This is a genomic window from Liquorilactobacillus sp., assembly GCF_047719775.1.
GTDB lineage: Bacteria > Bacillota > Bacilli > Lactobacillales > Lactobacillaceae > Liquorilactobacillus.
The window spans coordinates 23,009-41,330 of sequence record NZ_JBDNTS010000019.1; the positions used below are offsets into that span (position 1 = coordinate 23,009).

The 18,322-nt window shown below is 35.7% G+C and carries 16 protein-coding genes; 7 read left to right on the forward strand and 9 right to left on the reverse strand.

What is annotated here, in order from left to right:
* Positions 1 to 149: 149 nt before the first annotated feature.
* From ABF682_RS09745 to ABF682_RS09755, 3 genes are all read right to left on the reverse strand, one after another.
* Positions 150 to 1,298 (reverse strand): cation:proton antiporter, encoded by a 1,149-nt coding sequence (locus ABF682_RS09745; protein ID WP_415619686.1) that lies wholly within the window; start codon positions 1,296 to 1,298, stop codon positions 150 to 152.
* Positions 1,299 to 1,697: 399 nt separating this feature from the next.
* On the reverse strand, positions 1,698 to 2,174 hold the full coding sequence (locus ABF682_RS09750) for a Dps family protein (protein ID WP_289980597.1): 477 nt from the start codon (positions 2,172 to 2,174) through the stop codon (positions 1,698 to 1,700).
* A gap of 234 nt (positions 2,175 to 2,408) precedes the next feature.
* The gene (locus ABF682_RS09755) at positions 2,409 to 2,963 is read right to left on the reverse strand and encodes an NADPH-dependent FMN reductase (protein ID WP_415619687.1); all 555 of its coding nucleotides are present in this window, start codon (positions 2,961 to 2,963) and stop codon (positions 2,409 to 2,411) included.
* A 564-nt stretch (positions 2,964 to 3,527) separates the two neighbouring features.
* Here ABF682_RS09755 and ABF682_RS09760 point away from each other — a divergent pair.
* A complete protein-coding gene (locus ABF682_RS09760) occupies positions 3,528 to 4,571 on the forward strand; it encodes an Atu2307/SP_0267 family LLM class monooxygenase (protein WP_415619688.1) in 1,044 nt (347 codons plus the stop codon).
* Complete coding sequence (locus ABF682_RS09765) at positions 4,568 to 5,275, forward strand: NADPH-dependent F420 reductase (RefSeq protein ID WP_415619695.1); 708 nt, start codon at positions 4,568 to 4,570, stop codon at positions 5,273 to 5,275. Before ABF682_RS09760 ends, ABF682_RS09765 begins: the two co-directional genes overlap by 4 nt.
* Before the next feature lie 191 nt (positions 5,276 to 5,466).
* Here the strand turns inward: ABF682_RS09765 and ABF682_RS09770 are convergent, their stop codons facing one another.
* Both ABF682_RS09770 and ABF682_RS09775 read right to left on the reverse strand, forming a co-directional pair.
* Entirely contained in the window at positions 5,467 to 6,972 is a 1,506-nt protein-coding gene (locus tag ABF682_RS09770; RefSeq protein WP_415619696.1) for a PH domain-containing protein, read from the reverse strand.
* Complete coding sequence (locus ABF682_RS09775) at positions 6,965 to 7,456, reverse strand: PH domain-containing protein (RefSeq protein ID WP_415619689.1); 492 nt, start codon at positions 7,454 to 7,456, stop codon at positions 6,965 to 6,967. The genes ABF682_RS09770 and ABF682_RS09775 overlap by 8 nt, the downstream gene beginning before the upstream one ends.
* A 170-nt stretch (positions 7,457 to 7,626) precedes the next feature.
* Here ABF682_RS09775 and ABF682_RS09780 point away from each other — a divergent pair, with 170 nt between their 5' ends.
* Positions 7,627 to 8,232: a nitroreductase family protein gene (locus tag ABF682_RS09780; RefSeq protein ID WP_289980585.1), complete on the forward strand. Its 606-nt coding sequence runs from the start codon at positions 7,627 to 7,629 to the stop codon at positions 8,230 to 8,232.
* A 235-nt stretch (positions 8,233 to 8,467) separates the two neighbouring features.
* On the opposite strand, the gene ABF682_RS09785 is transcribed toward ABF682_RS09780, so the two are convergent.
* Entirely contained in the window at positions 8,468 to 9,226 is a 759-nt protein-coding gene (locus ABF682_RS09785; RefSeq protein ID WP_289980581.1) for a tyrosine-protein phosphatase, read from the reverse strand.
* Between the two features lie 185 nt (positions 9,227 to 9,411).
* On the opposite strand from ABF682_RS09785, the gene ABF682_RS09790 reads away from it, so the two are divergent.
* Positions 9,412 to 9,969, forward strand: coding sequence for a TetR/AcrR family transcriptional regulator (locus ABF682_RS09790; RefSeq protein WP_415619690.1), 558 nt, complete (start codon positions 9,412 to 9,414; stop codon positions 9,967 to 9,969).
* 1 nt (position 9,970) lies between these two features.
* Here ABF682_RS09790 and ABF682_RS09795 read toward each other — a convergent pair whose 3' ends face one another.
* Complete coding sequence (locus tag ABF682_RS09795; protein WP_415619691.1) at positions 9,971 to 10,663, reverse strand: aspartate/glutamate racemase family protein; 693 nt, start codon at positions 10,661 to 10,663, stop codon at positions 9,971 to 9,973.
* A 257-nt stretch (positions 10,664 to 10,920) separates the two neighbouring features.
* Between ABF682_RS09795 and glpK the strand changes: the two genes are divergently transcribed.
* Positions 10,921 to 12,429: a glycerol kinase GlpK gene (gene glpK / locus ABF682_RS09800; RefSeq protein ID WP_289980571.1), complete on the forward strand. Its 1,509-nt coding sequence runs from the start codon at positions 10,921 to 10,923 to the stop codon at positions 12,427 to 12,429.
* Positions 12,430 to 12,444: 15 nt separating this feature from the next.
* The gene (locus ABF682_RS09805) at positions 12,445 to 14,124 is read left to right on the forward strand and encodes a glycerol-3-phosphate dehydrogenase/oxidase (RefSeq protein ID WP_415619692.1); all 1,680 of its coding nucleotides are present in this window, start codon (positions 12,445 to 12,447) and stop codon (positions 14,122 to 14,124) included.
* A 115-nt stretch (positions 14,125 to 14,239) separates the two neighbouring features.
* On the opposite strand, the gene ABF682_RS09810 is transcribed toward ABF682_RS09805, so the two are convergent.
* Positions 14,240 to 16,468, reverse strand: coding sequence for a LysM peptidoglycan-binding domain-containing protein (locus ABF682_RS09810; RefSeq protein ID WP_415619693.1), 2,229 nt, complete (start codon positions 16,466 to 16,468; stop codon positions 14,240 to 14,242).
* A 136-nt stretch (positions 16,469 to 16,604) separates the two neighbouring features.
* Complete coding sequence (locus tag ABF682_RS09815; protein WP_415619697.1) at positions 16,605 to 17,435, reverse strand: YitT family protein; 831 nt, start codon at positions 17,433 to 17,435, stop codon at positions 16,605 to 16,607.
* 188 nt (positions 17,436 to 17,623) lie between these two features.
* Between ABF682_RS09815 and ABF682_RS09820 the strand changes: the two genes are divergently transcribed.
* Positions 17,624 to 18,118 (forward strand): peroxiredoxin, encoded by a 495-nt coding sequence (locus ABF682_RS09820; protein WP_289980566.1) that lies wholly within the window; start codon positions 17,624 to 17,626, stop codon positions 18,116 to 18,118.
* Positions 18,119 to 18,322: the final 204 nt, after the last annotated feature.

Consider the following 18,322-nt stretch of genomic DNA (forward strand, 5'->3'; position numbering starts at 1 on the left):
GAGGTTACGCCAAACTGAAGTGCTCTATAATAGTTAGACAAAAGTCTAATTATTATAGAGCACTTTTTTATGACCAAATATACATGTGAATTCAAAGTTAAATTAGTTTGCAGTAGAGAAAATATTTTTAAATCCAGCATGTTTATTGTTTAATCAACTTTTTGTCGTAAACTCCAGCGTAGTAATAAGGGAGCAATAATTGTAGCAAGTACAATGATAAAAATAAGATCGATATAAAGCTCTTTTTGAATAAAGTGAGCATTATATCCTATTTGTGCAGTAATCAAGGCCATTTCGCCACGTGCAACCATACCTGCACCTACAATGTTACTACTTTGTTTAGTGAATCCAGATAGTATTGAACCCAAGTAGCCGCCAAACCATTTAGTTAAGATTGCAAGAAGTGTCATTGTAATAATAAATATTAGTGAGGTGAGAGAATTACTAAATGAGATACCAAGTCCAATATTCACGAAAAAAACAGGAATAAAGATGGCATTGCCGATTGGTTCAATATACATAACAACAACTTTTTTGCTATTTGTTTGACCAACAGCAATTCCAGCAAAGAAAGCACCAATCGCCCCTGATAAACCAACCGTTTCGGCAATATATGCCATTAATAAACAGATAATCATAGCAGAGATAGTTCGGTTGGTAGGAATTAATAACTTCTCACTGAAATGCATTAGTATTGGGGCTATCCAGCGAACAAGGAAGAATACACCGATAAAAAACACACATTGGAATGTTAGTTGAATAATTAGATTATTAATATCTACAGCAGAACTGTTTTCTAATGAGATTAAGAGACTGAGAATGATGACACCCATAATGTCATCTGCAACGGCTGCCCCTAAAATCGTTGTTCCTTCCTTGGTATTGAGTGATCTAAATTCGCGCAAGCCAACAATTGAAATACTCACTGATGTTGCAGAGAAAACAGCGCCAATAAAGAGAGCTTCTTGAAAATGATAGCTAAAAAAAAGGCTAAAAGTCCCCATTACAAAGATAGGAAATATTACTCCACAAGTTGCAACTAAAAGAGCGGGTTTTAAAAACTTACGAAGCTGCTGCAGATCACTCTCTATTCCAGCGATAAACATCAATAAGATAATACCGATTTCTGCAAAGTTAGCAACCAACTCACCAGGTTGGATAATTCCCAAAATGGCTGGGCCAATAATGATGCCACTAATTAATTGACCAATGACGGCGGGCATTCCCAATCTAACAGATAAATGACCAAAAACTGTAGTAGCTACCAAGATAACGGCAAGTGTTCCAATAAAAGACATAACAAAACTCCACTCTGACAGCCTCCACCAAAAATTAATATTATTAATTAATACTATCATTCTGAACAATCAGAATCTACTCCTAAGGTATTGCATGTGAAAAATAAGAAAGTGGTTTGAATTGCTTATTAGGCCTAAGGTGTAACTAGAGACCAAATATTTTAAAACTATAAAGAGATGTCTATCATCGTATTATCAAAATTATGCTTAAAGTTATAAATGTTTATTTGGAAACTGTACTGTAAATGCTGTTGAGCCATTTTTCTTTCAACTTAGGGAATTAAGTTCATCATAACGGTTATTATTGTATTTTGTCATAAAAATAGCACTCCTAAAAATTAGCTTTTAATCCAATTTTTTGGGGCACTATAGATTGTTTCAAAATTCTGTTCGCCAATATTAGTCAGTTGGACTTTCATCTAAATACGCACTGATCATCCAAATTGTTTTTTCAGTATCACTTTTGTAGCCATTCAAAATATCCTGAGTTGGGAAATCTTTCTCTTCATCAGTAACTTCTATCCCAATCTGATATTGATCACGTAGATATTTAAATTCGGTTAGTAATCTGTCCATTAATTCTGGTAAGGTAAACTGATCAAACTCTATTTTTTCGTCAGGTAATCCAGTGTTAGAAATGAACTCTTTAACCGTAGCATAGGGGCTTCCGCCTAATGCAATAAGTCGTTCCGCTAACTCATCAAGTTGTTCACCTAATTGATCCTTGTACTCATCCATCAGAGGATGCAGATGGAAGAAGTTCTTACCACGCATATACCAGTGAGTTTGTTGGATATTATTTTGCAGTTGAGTTAAATCAGCTAGTAGTTGGTTTAACTGCAACTGTGTTTTGGAAGAAGCAATAGTTTTAGTCATTCTTGATTTACCGCCTTTCATTAATTTTAACACAACTTAATTCTATATTGAACGTTATTCACAATCAAGGAAAGAGCATTACTGTATTAAAAAAGATGGTCTCCACCTTTTTTTAAATTAATAAAACTATTCCTTGAAAATAATTGTGAGTATCAAGAAAATAACTTTCAAAAAGGCGATAGCTATGAATTAAGATGACTTTTTGATTATTTAAATAAAATTAATTAGAAGCCCTTAAGCTAGGCGATTGATAAAATCGGCAAAAATAGTCATTGCATTACCGAGAAACTTAAGCGTACCTTCATTAGTAATCTTCAAATCTTCATTAAGTAATTCTGTAACATTTCCAATATATAATTCAGGTTGTTGAATAGTAGGCATGTTGAGGAATACTAATGATTGACGAAGGTGATGATTAGCACCAAATCCACTAATTGCACCTGGCGATACACTCAAGATAATTGCAGGCTTCTTATCCCAAATACTTGCTCCATAGGGACGTGACCCAACATCAAGTGCATTTTTTAATGCTCCAGGAACCGAACGATTAAATTCGGGTGTTGCGAAAATTACTGCATCAACAGTTTCCATTTCTTCACGGAATTTAGTCCAGCTGGCAGGAACCCTATCCTCATCGTCCAAATCTTGATTGTATAAATCAAGATTACTAATATCAATATTCTTAATTTCAAATCCGCTAGGTAATTGTGCGGCCATTTGTTCAGCGACAGCCTGAGTGAAAGAACCCTTTCTTAAACTGCCAACGATTAAACCAACTTTTTTTGTCATTAAAAACCACTCCTTAATTTTTATAATGTTGTTAACAAGCTAACTATAACAACCTGTAATAAAAAAAGCAACAACTTTTAATTTAAATCAAGATAATAATATTTGAGAGATTATTTATAAGCATAAATTTAACATGATAAGTAAAGAAAATTCGATGATAAAATATTATTTTGAAAATTAGTAAGTACAGCCTCTATGAATGCTAGTTACTTTGCCAACAAAACTGATATCATAAGTTATTTAGTGTATAAAAAAACTCCGTGGTCTTGGGGTTAACCACGGAGAAAGGGAGTAGAGAAAAAACGAATTTTAGTAGTCTGTAGCATCTCGTTTTGGGGGAGCGGGATGTTTTTGTATCAAGACTATATTCATAGTATAGGGTGAAATTTTGAAAAAACTATGAATAATAGTTAATGAATAATAGTGCTTTTTGTTAAGCTAATATTAAGATAAAGAAGGATTTGAGATAATAGTTATTTTTCTTGACACTCAAGGCAAGGCATACTAGTATTTTAATATGCTTACAAAAAATAAGAATATAATTTAAAAAAAGGCGGTAATGAAATGATAAACCCAGGAAAAATAATATTTGGTCTTGATTCATTTGGAGATATTCCGCGTGAAAATGCGGATAAAGTCTTCACACAGGCAGAGGCTATCAGGCAAGTAATCAAGGAAGCAAAAATGGCTGATGAGTTGGGAATTAATGTCATAGCACTGGGTGAACATCATCGCGCGGATTACGCTATTTCAAGTCCAGATACAGTTTTAGCTGCCATAGCATCTATTACGAAGAAAATTACGTTAGCCACTGGAGTTACAGTGTTGAGTTCGGATGATCCGGTAAGAGTATATGAGCGCTTTGCAACACTTGAAGCAATCTCGAATGGGCGTGCAGAAGCTGTGTTAGGCAGAGGTTCATTTACGGAATCATTCCCATTGTTTGGATATGATTTACAAGATTATGATGTTCTCTTTGAAGAGAAGCTCGACCTGTATTCTAAGTTATTAGAAGAGAGGCCAGTGACATGGAAGGGATCAACTAGGGCTGCATTAAAAGATGCCGATGTTTTTCCAAAAACAGATAATGGTAAGATAGCAACAAGAATTGCAGTTGGAGGTTCGCCTGAATCGGTTGTGAGGACGGCAAAATATGGCTTTCCATTGACACTGGCCATTATTGGAGGTTCACCTGAGAGGTTCAAAGCATATATTGAATTATATAAAAAAGCCACGGTGAAATATGGACAGAAGGCATATCCTGTTGCAGTTCATTCACACGGGGTGATTGCTGATACAGATGAAGAAGCAATTGAATTAGGATGGAATCATATCAGGGCAAGTTTCGTGAGAATTGGACAAGATCGTGGTTGGACGCCGATGTCTCGAGAACAGTATGAAAGTGAGGTCCGAAATGGTTCATTCTATGTCGGGGCGCCTGAAACTGTAGCAAAAAGAATTGCTAGAATGCTTAAGACTTTGGATGCAGGAAGATTTGAACTAGTGTATGGTGCTGGCGAGCTTTCGGCAAGTGCTCGGGAACGAACAATTGAGCTGTATGCTACCAAGGTGATTCCAAGAGTACGTGAGTTATTAAGAGAGGAATAAAAATGGCAAAAAAAATTGGAATCTTAGGAGCTGGGAAGTTAGGAACAGTATTGGGACAACTTGCGCTAAAGGCTGGATACCAAGTATATATTGCTGGTTCAGGCAGTGCTGAAAAAATTGCATTAACAACTGAAATATTGTTACCAGAAGCCCAAGCGCTCACTGCAAAAGAAGTTCTGGCAAAAACAGATACTGTTATTTTAGCCCTTCCATTAGGAAAGTATAAGTCACTTTCAGTTGAGCAACTAGCCGGAAAGCTTGTAATAGATGCGATGAATTATTGGTGGGAAGTAGATGGTCAGCGTCCAGAACTAACTGATGTCAGTAGTTCATCAAGTGAACTAGTTCAGAACTATCTAAAAAAAAGTGTTATTATAAAGGCTTTCAATCACATGGGATATCATGATTTGTATGATGAAGCTAAGCCTAAAGGACAAAGTAGTCGAAAGGCAATTGCAATAGTTGGTAATGATAAGAAAGCAGTTCAAAAAGTTGCTGTCATAGTCGATGATTTTGGATTTGATCCTCTGGATGAGGGCAGTCTTATGCAAGGAATTCGGATGGAACCTGGAAGCCCAGTGTTTGGTGCAAACTTAAAATATAATGAATTAAAAGAAAGATTACTCTCTTTTGAGACAACAAAGAGAGGAGTAGCGGCGAAAAAGGCTGGTAATCCTGCTGTGAAATTAGGCGGAAAATTTTGACTTATGAAATACGCTTATTAGTAATAAGTATGAGGGCAGGGTCAAAATTTAACTTTTGACCCTGCCCCATTTTTTACGGTTAGTCAAGCTCTTGACTTTGTAATCCAAAGTTTTGGTTTAATCGTAAGTTATTTATAATAAAGGATAAATTATAATTACAGTTCGTGTTATCACACAAGTTTTTATCATCATTATGGTATATACTTCTTTGTTTTTTTAAAAGTATATTTTCTGATTTTAGGACTACAAGCTTCTTTGATATCCTTACAGATTGACCATGATAGATATTTTAATTTTATCTCTAGAGCAGTTTCTCCTGTTTTAAGTGAGAAAGTCGTATGTCCGAGCTGCTGCTGATAGAGAAAAGGTGTGGTGGATATTGAAATTGACTGAATCTTATTCAAAGGGCAGAGATATTCAGTCAGTGTGAAAAAATGAACGGTTCTAATTATGAGCAACTGTTTTTCGTAGTATGTGCTAGATTGACTTTTAGTTTTCCAAAGAGAATTAATAACAAACAATAAGGTAAAAAGAAGTATCGCTATGCCAAGTAAGAAGCTCCAGTTGTTATTCCAAAAAAATAATGGAACCAGTAATAAGAGGCCTAAAAACTGGAAACGACTGAACAAAAAATAGTGTGGCAGACATGGGAATGATTGGGAGGTTTTTGGGGCAATCGTTTCAGTAAATTCAGGCAGAATTTGTGCAAGTTTTTCAGACAATAAGCGGCTATTTATGATGGGAAAAAGAAAGAAAGTAGTGTCTTCAGCATTTTCTTTGTCTTCGCTTTCTTTACCTGATGCTAGTAAAAGCTCAACTGTCTTAATGTGCAGGAGTATTTGCAATAAAGAACCTTTTATGCGAATAGCTTGAATTCGTTCAATTGGAATACTTAGAGTTGAACGTGTAAAGAAACCTCGTTCTATAATTATATGGTTGAGTTCCCTCTGTGCGTTAAACTTGTAATATTTGAAAATATTTTTTGTAATAGATCCTAAAATATCGAGTATAACAATTATGATTACAAAAGAAGTCAGCAGCAATAATCCACTAGCAACTATCTTATTCAAAAATGGATTTAGATATTTATCTGCAAAGTCGCTAAAATGATAAAATACTGCGGTTAATCCTAAGATTCCGGAAATAATATTGAAATCAACTAATGAAAAGACAATGATATCATTCATTGAGACCGAGTATTGCGACTTGTAATGTTGTTTATTAATTGGCTTGAGCTCTATATCAGCGGGAACATTCTTTCCAAGCCGTAACTTCTCAAGCAAAGCGTACGTTGATTGGGACACGACTTCTAATATGGTACTTTCGACTTTGCTGCTTGAGCTAGCAGTTTCAATAGTAAGTTTAACGACTCTAAAAGGTCGAAATAAAAGCCATGATTCTTGATGAACTGACTGGATTCTCGAAAAAGGAATAGTTTGTTCATGTTTAAAAAAAATACCAGATTTAATTGATAAGGTTGTAGGATTGATTGCGTACTTAAAGGTAAACCAGCGGTAAGTATTGAAGATGACTGCCAGCACAATTAATCCCCCAAAAATTGTGATACTAAAAACCCAATCAGATTTGTTGCTAGTATTACGTAAAGTATCAAATATGAGTATGAGTACGAAAGAAAATGCCCACGAAATGCTTTTCTTCAATATTACAAGTGGATGAAGTCGCTGATAATTAGACATCTTCACGAATCACCTCAACTAACTCTAATATTTGTGTCCGCAAGTCAGCAGCTATTTTAATATCCAATCCACTCAAGGAATGTGTATTGGCAGCGGTATGAATAGATAGCTCAGTCAGATGTACAAAACGAAGAATTGGGCCTTGAGAAGTTTCAATGTGCTGTATCCGAATAAGCGGGATATATGTTGTTTTTCGGAAGAAAAAACCAGTTTGAATTGCAACCTCTGTTTGATTGATTTCATAACGATGAAAAAAATATCTGTATGGAATTGAAATTAAAGAAAACAGAGTTATCAATGTTGCAATGCTTATAAGTATTATTACGGATTGATTTATCCAGGTAGAATGCCAAAAATGATTAGCAAGAAAGCCAACTGCTTCAATGACAATAATTGAAACAAAAAAAGTTATCAAATCTTTTATGATCCAAGCCTTCTTGATGGATGGTGGCATTTTATTTTTTAATAAACTATATGTATTCATGAATGTACCAACTTTCAAGGTAGTATTCATAAATAGTAGCAAATTGTGATAAGACATGCAATAAAAGATAAGCTTTTAAAAAGTAAGTGTTGACAAATGATAAAAAAGTCACTACAATTATAGTTGTTATATAAAAGATAACAAATAAATTCATGTCAGGAGAATTTTTAATGGAACAAAAACTAATCGAATTATTAAAAAATAGACGCTCAATTTATGCTTTAGGTAAAAATGTTACTGAATCAAAAGAGGAAATTGTTAAATTAGTAAAAAATGCTATCAAAGAGTCACCCACAGCTTTTAATAACCAATCAACCCGTGCAATCGTCCTTTTTGGAGATGCATCGGATAAGGCTTGGGACTTGGTAATTGAAAGATTGAAGTCTGAAGTACCAACAGAGGAAGCATATGCTAAGACAAAAGAAAAAATAAATTCATTCAAAGCTGGGTTTGGAACGGTCTTGTTCTTTACAAATCAAACAACAATTGATGATAATAAAGCACAGTTTACTTTGTATGCTGATAACTTCCAAGATTGGTCAGAACAAGGTCTTGGTGGAGCTCAGCAGAATGTTTGGGTTGCCTTTGCAGAAAATAAACTGGGAGCAAGTTTACAACACTATAACCCACTTATAGATGATGCTTTCAAAGAAGCATTCAATGTTCCTGAAGGTTGGGTTTTACGTGCAGAGATGCCATTTGGATCAATCGAAGCAACACGTGAAGAAAAAGTTTACATGGATGATGAAGAACGTGTCCTTGTAATCGGAGACTAATTTTTATTTTAAGAAGTCAGTTATTTGTAAAAGATGGATAATCTTGCAGATGAACAAGATAATTAACAGAAAGAGGCTAGTGAAAATTTTTAAATAATTTTCACTAGCCTCTTTGCAATCTAAAAAAAAGATTACAGTTTTTTAATTTGATTTTACTATGCATTCAGGATAGACATGTTTCATAAGTCAAAATTTTTCATCTAACTTTGAATAATACCGATTTATGTCTATAGTACTAGTCAACATAAATTTTTTGGAAAGCTGAAGTATAATTTTCTGGAAGACCAAGTCCATCAAGAAGGTAGCTGTTAAAGTTTCCAAAATGGTGGTCTATTAAATCAAATGCATGTGCTAAGTAGTCACTTTTGACATTTAATGATACCTCTAGTCCTGCCAATTTTTTAGGAGACAGTCTATTGGAGAAAGTGGCTAAAATTTCTTTGTTAGCATTCTTACGGGCTTCATTTGTCTGCAAGTAATCTTTATAGATTTCATTTGAAGTAGCACCTGCAATTTTTAGAATCAAAGCTGCAGCAAAACCAGTCCGATCTTTGCCAGCAAAGCAGTGAAAGATTACGGGCTGGGGTGTTTTAACCAACTCCATAAGAAAAGTATGATAGCCGGTTTGGGCGGAGTTGCCCAAGACAAGTTCTGTATATGCATCAAGCATGTGTGACTCGATGTTATCAGAAATAGTCATATTTTTTAGGCTGGGATTGGCTTGACCAGCGGTGGACATCAAATTGATGTTTTCGTATTTAATTTTTTCAAATAGAGAATCTGGGCGATTTTCTATTTCTTCTGGTCGTCTAAAATCATATATTTTTTTAAGATGTAGTTTATCTTCAAGAAAAGAGATATCATAGGTAGAAATGTTGCATAGTTCACCACTTCTGAAAAAAGTTTTTTCTTTTAATTGACCATGTGTAACAGGGATACCACCGATATCTCTAATATTTACAATGGTGGTTTTTTTGGTATAGTCGACAGTCAAACGAATCACTCCCATGGTATATTTGTTTTAAAGCACAATACTGATTGTACACTATGGAGAGAAAAAATGTAAAAAGGTAGGTAAATATCTTGAGAAAAAAATAATTATCTACTTTTTGCAAGCTTTGTGAAAAAATTACTATTGAGGATGACATATTATTCAGTAAGATTTAGGAGCAAAAGTTTATGGATAAAAAAAGGGAAATATATGAAAAAATTATAGGTCTAATGGAGAAAAAAGGTACAAAATTTACTACAGCGGAACTTGCTAGTGAACTTAAGATTAGTAAAAGAACCTTGTATACACTCTTCCCAAGCAAAGTTGCTATTATAAATGAAACAATTGATTTCTTTTTTTACGAATTCAGAGATAGCTGGCAAGCGGCACTGGGAAGGAGGATATCGCCCTCAGAGTTATTGAAGTGCCAATGGAATATTTTTCCGGATACATATGATATAGACAAGCTTATTAAGTTTGCGGTAAAAATAAGGACTGATTATCCAGAACAATGGAACAAATTACAAGCGAATCTAGATGAGTTAAGTGAATTAATATATAAGGTTTTAGTTGAGAATGAGAATATCAAGGAGTTAACTAATACCGAGAAAAAAGTTTTACAAATGCTCATACAACAAACGCTCGTACACCTGCTAGGAGAAAACTATCTTGAAGAAAACAGACTGAACTTCAAAGAAACGGTAATGTCCCTTTTTCGGATGATTTTATTTGGAATAAAGTATTAACTTAGTCCTGTAGTGCAGTGTTGAGAATATCATTTACATGAATTGAAACAGTATCGTATACAGTTATAGAGATATCTTTTTGACCTAGTATTAAAGGAAGCTCAGTGCAACCTAGAATTATTCCCTCTAGATTGCTTTTTGAGCTCATTTTTTTAATTATTTCAAGTAATTTTTGTTTGCTTTGGGCAGTTACAATTCCAACTTCTAACTCTTCAGATATTATTTGGTGAATAGTATCGATTTGTTCTGCAGAAGGAGTTACAAGATTTATGCCGGCAGATTGTAATTTTTTTTGGTAAAATCCAAGTTCCATCGTCATTTTTGTACCAAGGAGACCAATATTTCTTTGTCTATTTTTTTTGATAGCTGCAAGTGTTGAGTCAATAATGCTTATCAGAGGCAAGGGAGAAACAGTAGTTAATTCATCGAAAACCATATGAGGTGTGTTTGCAGTTAAGGCGGCGAAACTGGCCCCCGCTTTTTTCAGATTATTGAGACTAGCTAATAATATCTGTATAAGACTGTGTCTATCTCTCATTTCCTCTAATGTCAGAAGCTTGAAAACATCTAGACTGTCGATCACAATTGGTGGACAAGCATTGGGATGGCTTTGCTGGAATTTAGTTACCAGTTGTTGATAATAGTCAACGGTTGAGACTGGTCCCATACCGCCAATCAAACCTATTTTTTTCATAAAAATCCCCTTTCTCGGAAATTGATTAATTAATGATATTATACAACTAATATTTGGAGATAGAAAAAACAATTGGTATATCTAAAAAGATTGTGAAATGTGTAATAAGATATTTTACACGATATTTTTGTGATAAGATGAGCAGCTGGGGAAAGGCTATTCACTAAGAAAGTAAAAGCTCAATTTCTTGCAATTTTATATAAATGGTATATGCTAATTTTATAGAAAGCGCTGCCAAAAGATGGAGGCTGAATAAAATGACAGAGAATTATATTTTAACAATTGATGAAGGCACAACAAGCACAAGAGCTTTGATTATTGACCATAAAGGTAAGATTGTATCCGATGCTCAACGTGAATTTCCGCAATATTTTCCGCATCCTGGGTGGGTTGAACATAATGCCAATGAGATTTGGAATGCGGTTCTTTCAACAATAGCGAATGCATTTATCAATTCAGGAATACAGCCAAAACAAATTAAGGCTGTTGGAATTACAAATCAGCGTGAAACGACTGTCATCTGGGATAAAGAGACAGGGTTACCAATTTATAACGCGATTGTGTGGCAATCTAGGCAGACAAATGAGATTGCACAGGACTTAAAAAAGAAAAAATATGCAAAGATGATTCATGAGAAAACTGGATTGGTAATTGATCCGTACTTTTCTGCTACAAAAGTCCGTTGGATACTCGATCATGTTGAAGGGTCACAAGAAAGGGCAGAAAACGGTGAGCTTCTTTTTGGAACTATTGATACATGGATTGCGTGGAAACTATCGGGTGGGAAAATTCATGTTACAGACTATAGCAATGCTAGCCGTACTATGTTGTTTAATATTCATGATCTTAAATGGGACAAGGATATATTGCAATTATTAAATATTCCAGAAGCAATATTGCCAGAGGTTAAAAGTAATTCAGAGGTGTATGGAACAACTGCTAACTATCATTTTTATGGGAGTGCAGTTCCAATTGCTGGAATGGCAGGTGACCAACAAAGTGCATTATTTGGGCAGCTAGCTCTAGAATCAGGGATGGTTAAAAATACTTATGGTACTGGATCATTTATTGTGATGAATACGGGAACCGAGCCAATAATGTCAGCAAATAATTTATTGACAACAATTGCATATGGAATTGACGGCAAGGTTAATTATGCTTTAGAAGGGTCGGTTTTCGTTTCAGGTTCAGCTATCCAGTGGTTAAGAGATTCAATGCAGTTAGTTGACAGTGCTCCAGATTCGGAAAAGGCTGCACTCGAGTCTGAAAGCCAGGATGAAGTTTATGTTGTTCCAGCATTTACAGGATTAGGCGCACCATATTGGGATTCTGATGCTCGTGGAGCAGTTTTTGGTATTACCCGTGGGACGACACGCAAGGACTTTATTAAGGCTGTTCTACAGTCATTAGCATATCAATCAAAAGATGTGGTTGACACAATGTATGAAGATACAAAAATCAAAATACCAGTTTTAAGAGTAGATGGTGGGGCATCAAATAATAATTACTTAATGCAATTTCAATCTGATATTTTGAATATTCCGATTGAAAGAGCTGCAAATGTTGAAACAACAGCAATGGGAGCTGCTTTTTTGGCAGGCTTGGCAGTTGGATTCTGGGATAGTGTTGACGATTTGAAGAAAATCTTTGCTGTGGGAAAGAAATTTGAACCGAATATGGATGAAGAAAGACGGAATGATTTATATACAGGATGGAAGCATGCGGTTAAAGCAACGATGGAGTTCAAGTATAACAAGCATCAATGATAAGGAGGGGTATTGATGACGACTTTTAATATGCAGACAAGAGAAAATAATTTACAGAAAATGCAAGATGAAGAACTTGATGTGCTAGTAATCGGTGGTGGGATAACGGGTGCCGGAATTGCCCTAGATGCTGAGACGAGAGGATTGAAGACTGGTCTAATAGAAATGCGGGACTTTGCTTCTGGAACTTCCAGCAGATCAACTAAACTTGTTCATGGTGGGTTGCGCTATCTTAAACAACTTGCGATTCATGAAGTGGCAGAGGTTGGATCTGAGCGGGCAATTGTCTACGAGAACGCACCACATGTGACAACACCGGTGAAGATGATGCTTCCATTTTATGCAGGTGGAACTTTTGGTAAGTTCACAACAGCACTTGCTCTAGACGTTTACGATTATTTAGCAAAAGTGAAAAAAAGTGAGCGAAAATTCATGCTTGATCCTAGTGACTCTCTTAAGCGCGAGCCATATCTAAAGGCTGATGGATTAAAAGGAACCGGAGTATATGTTGAGTATCGAACAGATGACGCACGGCTTGTTTTAGAGGTAGCTAAAAAGGCAAATGAACAAGGAGTTTTGTTGGCAAATTATACAAAAGTTACCGACCTGACATACAATGGCCAAGGAAAAGTGAATGGGGCAAGATATGTTGACCAAGTCTCCGGTGAAACAGGGACAATTTATGCAAAACGTGTTGTTAACGCAGCGGGACCATGGGTAGATAATATTAGACAAATGGATGGTTCCGATGTAGGCAAGCATTTGCATCTTACTAAGGGTGTTCATTTAGTTGTTGATAATGCAAAATTCCCAGTTAAAAATGCGATTTTCTTTGATACACCGTTCAATGATAAAAGGATGATGTTTGTCATTCCACGTGAAGGCAAGACATATTTTGGTACAACTGATACTAGTTGGGATAAAGATGCAAGTGAGCCATCAATTACAAGTAAAGATGTACATTATATTTTGAGTGCTGTTAATCAGATGTTTGCAATTGAGCCACTGGTTTTCGCAGATGTTGAGTCTGCTTGGTCAGGTGTTAGACCATTAATTCAAGAAGAAGGCAAGAGTCCTTCCGAAATTTCGCGTAAAGATGAAATTTTTCATTCGGATTCGGGTCTATATTCAATTGCAGGGGGCAAGTTAACCGGATATCGCAAGATGGCAGAGAAGATTATTGATAAATTGGCTAAAGATTTTGTACAAGAATATGGCGACTATCACTATGTAGAGACACAAACAGAAAACTTACCATTGTCAGGGGCAGATAATAAGGGAAGTAAGGGATTTAAAGAGTTCTTACCAGAAGCAGTTGAACGAGGTATTGATGACGGTTTAGAGGAAGCACAAGCAGAAGCTCTAGTTCATCGCTATGGTCTAAATGTTGATGAGGTCTACAAGTTTTTAGCAGAAGCTAAGGAAGCAGCTACAGAATTGGATCCGCTTGATTATGCTCAACTGCATTATGGGTTAGAAGATGAAATGGTAGTTCATCCAATTGATTATCTTTTACGTAGAAGTAGTCAAATGCTATTTGGATTTGAACACATGAAGTTGGTTTATAAAGGAATAATTGATGAAATGGCTAATTACTACAACTGGTCAGATGAAACAAAGGGTAAGATGTTGGCTGAAGTTGAAAAACAGATTGAAATTAGGCAGGCCTTCAAGAAAGCGGAGGTTACGAGTTAGAGATTATTAAATTTTACCAATTTTATAGCACATGTTTGTTTATATGGAAAATCAATAACGGGGCTGGGTCAAAGTTTAAATTTAACTTTGACCCAGCCCCGCATGTATTTAGCAGTTACTTTATTGTTAATGATTGCCCAACGTAAATAGTATCGGAACTCAAGTGATTCGTGGACTTGATTTGTGTAACAGTTGTGTTGTATTTAACAGCCAACTGCCATAAGGAATCGCCAGATTTAACTGTATAAGTTTTTTCCATTGCAGAAGTAGATGAACTAGAACTGCTATTAGTTGTTGCGGCTGTATTTGAGACTTTTAAGGCTTGTCCAATATAAATAGTGTTAGTGTTCAGAGAATTTAATTCTTTTAACTTAGTTACTGTGAGCCCATACTTATTAGCGATAGCCCAGAGTGAGTCACCAGACTTAACAGTATAAGCAGAAGTTGACGAAGTAGCGGAAGTTTCTGAGCTCGACTTATTTGAATTATTTGAGTTGTTCGAACTAGAACTGTTACTGCTGGACTGTGAAGCAGTATTTGAAACTTTTAAGGCTTGTCCAATATAGACAATGTCTGAAGAAAGACTATTCCAGCTCTTCAAGTTAGCAACAGAAACACCATATTTGTTAGCGATAGCCCAGAGCGAGTCGCCGGACTTAACAGTGTAACTAGCTGTTGTGGAGGCCGAGGAATTTCCTGAATTCGAAGTACCTGAACTAGAACTACTACTGCTGGATTGTGAAGGAGCTGAAACCTTCAAAGCTTGTCCGATGTAGATAGTGTCTGAAGAAAGGCTATTCCAGCTCTTCAAGTTAGCAACAGAAATCCCATATTTGTTAGCGATGGCCCAAAGTGAGTCACCAGACTTAACAGTATAATTAGACGTAGAAGAAGATGTAGAATTACTTGAATTATTCGTGCTAGAACTGCTTGAACTAGAGCTGCTATTGTTGGACTGTGAAGAATTAGAGACTTTCAAAGCTTGTCCAATATAGATGATGCTTGACGAAAGACTATTCCAGCTCTTCAAGTTAGCAACAGAAACACCATATTTGTTAGCAATAGCCCAGAGCGAGTCACCAGACTTAACAGTATAAGTAGATGCAGTAGAGGATGCAGAGCTACTTGAATTATCTGAATTAGAACTGCTTGAACTAGAACTGCTACTGCTTGATTGTGAAGAAGCTGAAACTTTCAAAGCTTGTCCAATGTAGATAGTGTCTGAAGAAAGACTATTCCAACTTTTCAAGTTAGCAACAGAAATCCCGTACTTGTTAGCAATAGCCCAGAGAGAATCACCAGACTTAACGATATATGAGGTGGTCGAACTGTCTGAAGTAGAGGAACCGGAACTGCTATTATCATTGGAGCTACTAGAACTTGATGAAGAATTAGAAGAACTAGTATTAGAACTGTTCGAATTAGTAGTATCGTATTTTGTTAAGTTGTACTGGCTAATAATAGACAAAAGTTTCGTAGCATAAGTAGGGTCAGTTGCATATGTACCATACTTACCCTTGGCAAGGTTAGATGCGGCAATTGAAACTGAAGCTGCATTAGCTTTGGTCGAATTGCTGAAATTATTAGATATTAGCTTTGCATATGCAACTAACGAGTCACTGTAACTGCTATATGACTGAAACTTGGCAGAAACCGTATGGTAGGTACCACTATAATATTCCGATGTATTCATAGTGATATAACTGCCAGATCCAGAATACTTAATACCAAAGAGATTATGAGCTCTGGTAGATAAAGAACTAGTACCCCAAGCACTTTCAGTTGCAGCTTGCGCAATCATTAGAGATGCATAGAGATTATACTGCTGTGCAACCTGTTGTGCCGCACTAGCAATACTATTGATAAAAGCAGATACTTTTACGGGAGCAGATGTCAAAGAGGACGTATTTAAAGTAATGGCACTTGCAGATGAAATCGCCGTATTAGCTGAACTGCTAGAAGATGAGGCCGCAGAATCTTGCGAACTTGAGCTGCTAGAAGATACAACGGAAGACTTCTGAGCACTACTACTTGAATTAGCAGTGCTTTCTGCTGCAGAACTAGATGTACTTTCAGTGCTTGAAGCGACTGAATTAGTTGAACTGGCAGAACTTGTATTCGAAGTCAGAGTGCTGCTTGATGCATCAGTGTTTATGGATCCAGCAGCAGAAGTGACAGCATTTTGAGAAGTTGTAGTGTTGGCTTTTACTTTAAAAATTGGCAGAGCGGCTGAGCCAAGCAAAAACCCCGTTCCAACGTATGAAGCAGTTCGGCTGATGCCTTTGATATGCTTGATTTGCTGTAAATATTTTTGATGAGCAATTCGTTCCCTACGTTTTTTCAAAAAATTCCCCCCTTAAATAAATTCTTTTTTAAAATTTAATTTCAATATTGACATATAAGAATAATTACAGTATAGCAAAAGAACATTATAATATGAACTATAATTACTAAGATAAACTATTACAATAAGATTACAACTAAAGTAGACGATATATGTCAACTGCACGCACACTGCGAACATTTTCAGTGATGATTAGGGCAGAGGGGTCAGTGGCTGCTATGAGAGGGATAATTCTTACAAGACTTTTAGAAGTACAGATAAAATATATAATGGGTTTTTCTGATTGACTGTAAAAGCCAGTAGCTTGCAATAAAGTGACACCTTGCCCTAGTGAATCGGAGATAGCTTGGGCAATACTATTGTTGTGAGATGAAATAATCTGAATTACTTTTTTTGAACCAAATCTTTCTAGAGCAAGGTTTGTTATTTTGGCAGAGATGTATAGCTCAAGAACTGTTAGCAACATATTTTCAAATCCGATAATGAATACGGATGGAATCGCAACAATCAAGTCAAAGAAAAGTGTGGCTGAACCTATAGGTATTCCAAGATATTGATTAAGAATTCTTCCCAAAATAGTACTACCTGCAATAGATCCTTCTGAGTTTAAAATCAGTCCCATAGAAATTCCGGTTAAAGCACCACCGACAATAGTTGGAATAATAGTTTGTTGTGTATGATAAATATAGATAACGGGAAGCTTTAGAAAAATAGAAAGCCAAATAATTGCCCAAAGTGATAATAAAATTGTTTTTCGCTTGAGATATTTCAATCCAATCAATAATAAGATGCTGTTAAGAACAAGATTCGTTATGTATGCAGGAATTTGTAATGTATAAAAAGCAATGGTTGTCAGGCCAGTAACTCCACCCTCACCCAATCTTGTGGGAATAAGAAAATAATTTATTGAAATTGCATATAATAATGAACCCAAAGTGATATAAAATAATTTGCGAGTTGTTTTTATGAGTAATGACTCCCTTCAGAAGATAATTATTTAGTGCAATCTAAGTATAAATATAACGGTTTTATAAGACAAGATGGGTAGAGATATTTTTTTGTATAAATGTAATTTTTAGCAGAACAAATATTTTGCCTATCAGGGAGTTTCTAGCATACAATTGAGACAATTAAGTTATGGAAGGAATGGTCAAAATGAAGATAACCAGACATGAAAAACCAGCAACTACTAATGGAGAACCAACAAGCATTGCAAGTAGTTTTCCAGAATTCGAATTAAGAAGTACACAAGGTGAGACTGTTACAAAAGCAGATCTCAGCGGAAACTATACGCTAATCAGTGTTGTTCCAGATATTAATACCCGTGTGTGCAGTCTTTCGACAAAAAAATTCAATGGAGATATAGATAATTTTCCAAATATTAACTTTTTGACTATTTCAACTAACACTAGTGAACAACAACAAAATTGGTGTGCTGCTGAAGGTGTTGCAAAGATGAAATTACTCTCGGACTCAGAAGGTTCTCTTGGGAAAAAAGTAGGAATTTTCGTAGAGGATGGAAAGATTGATGCCCGTAGTATCTGGATTCTCAATCCTAATGGTGAAGTAGCATACCGCGAGTTGATTGTTGAACAGTCAAATGAGCCGGATTACCAAGCTGCTTTAGAGTTTTTGAATGAAAATAAATGAGCCATTCAGTAGTTCTTGGTTTTTAAGTAAAAATTAGATTTGAAACATTGTATATAATAGTTTTGTTATGAATAAGCGGGGAGTGTGCCATACGGGAAATCGAAGTTAGACGGAGGATTTTGACTTATGGCGCACGTTTATACGGAATAAATAAACAATCTAAGATTAGTTCTGGTATTAATTGGTGAAAATCAGTTAATATCA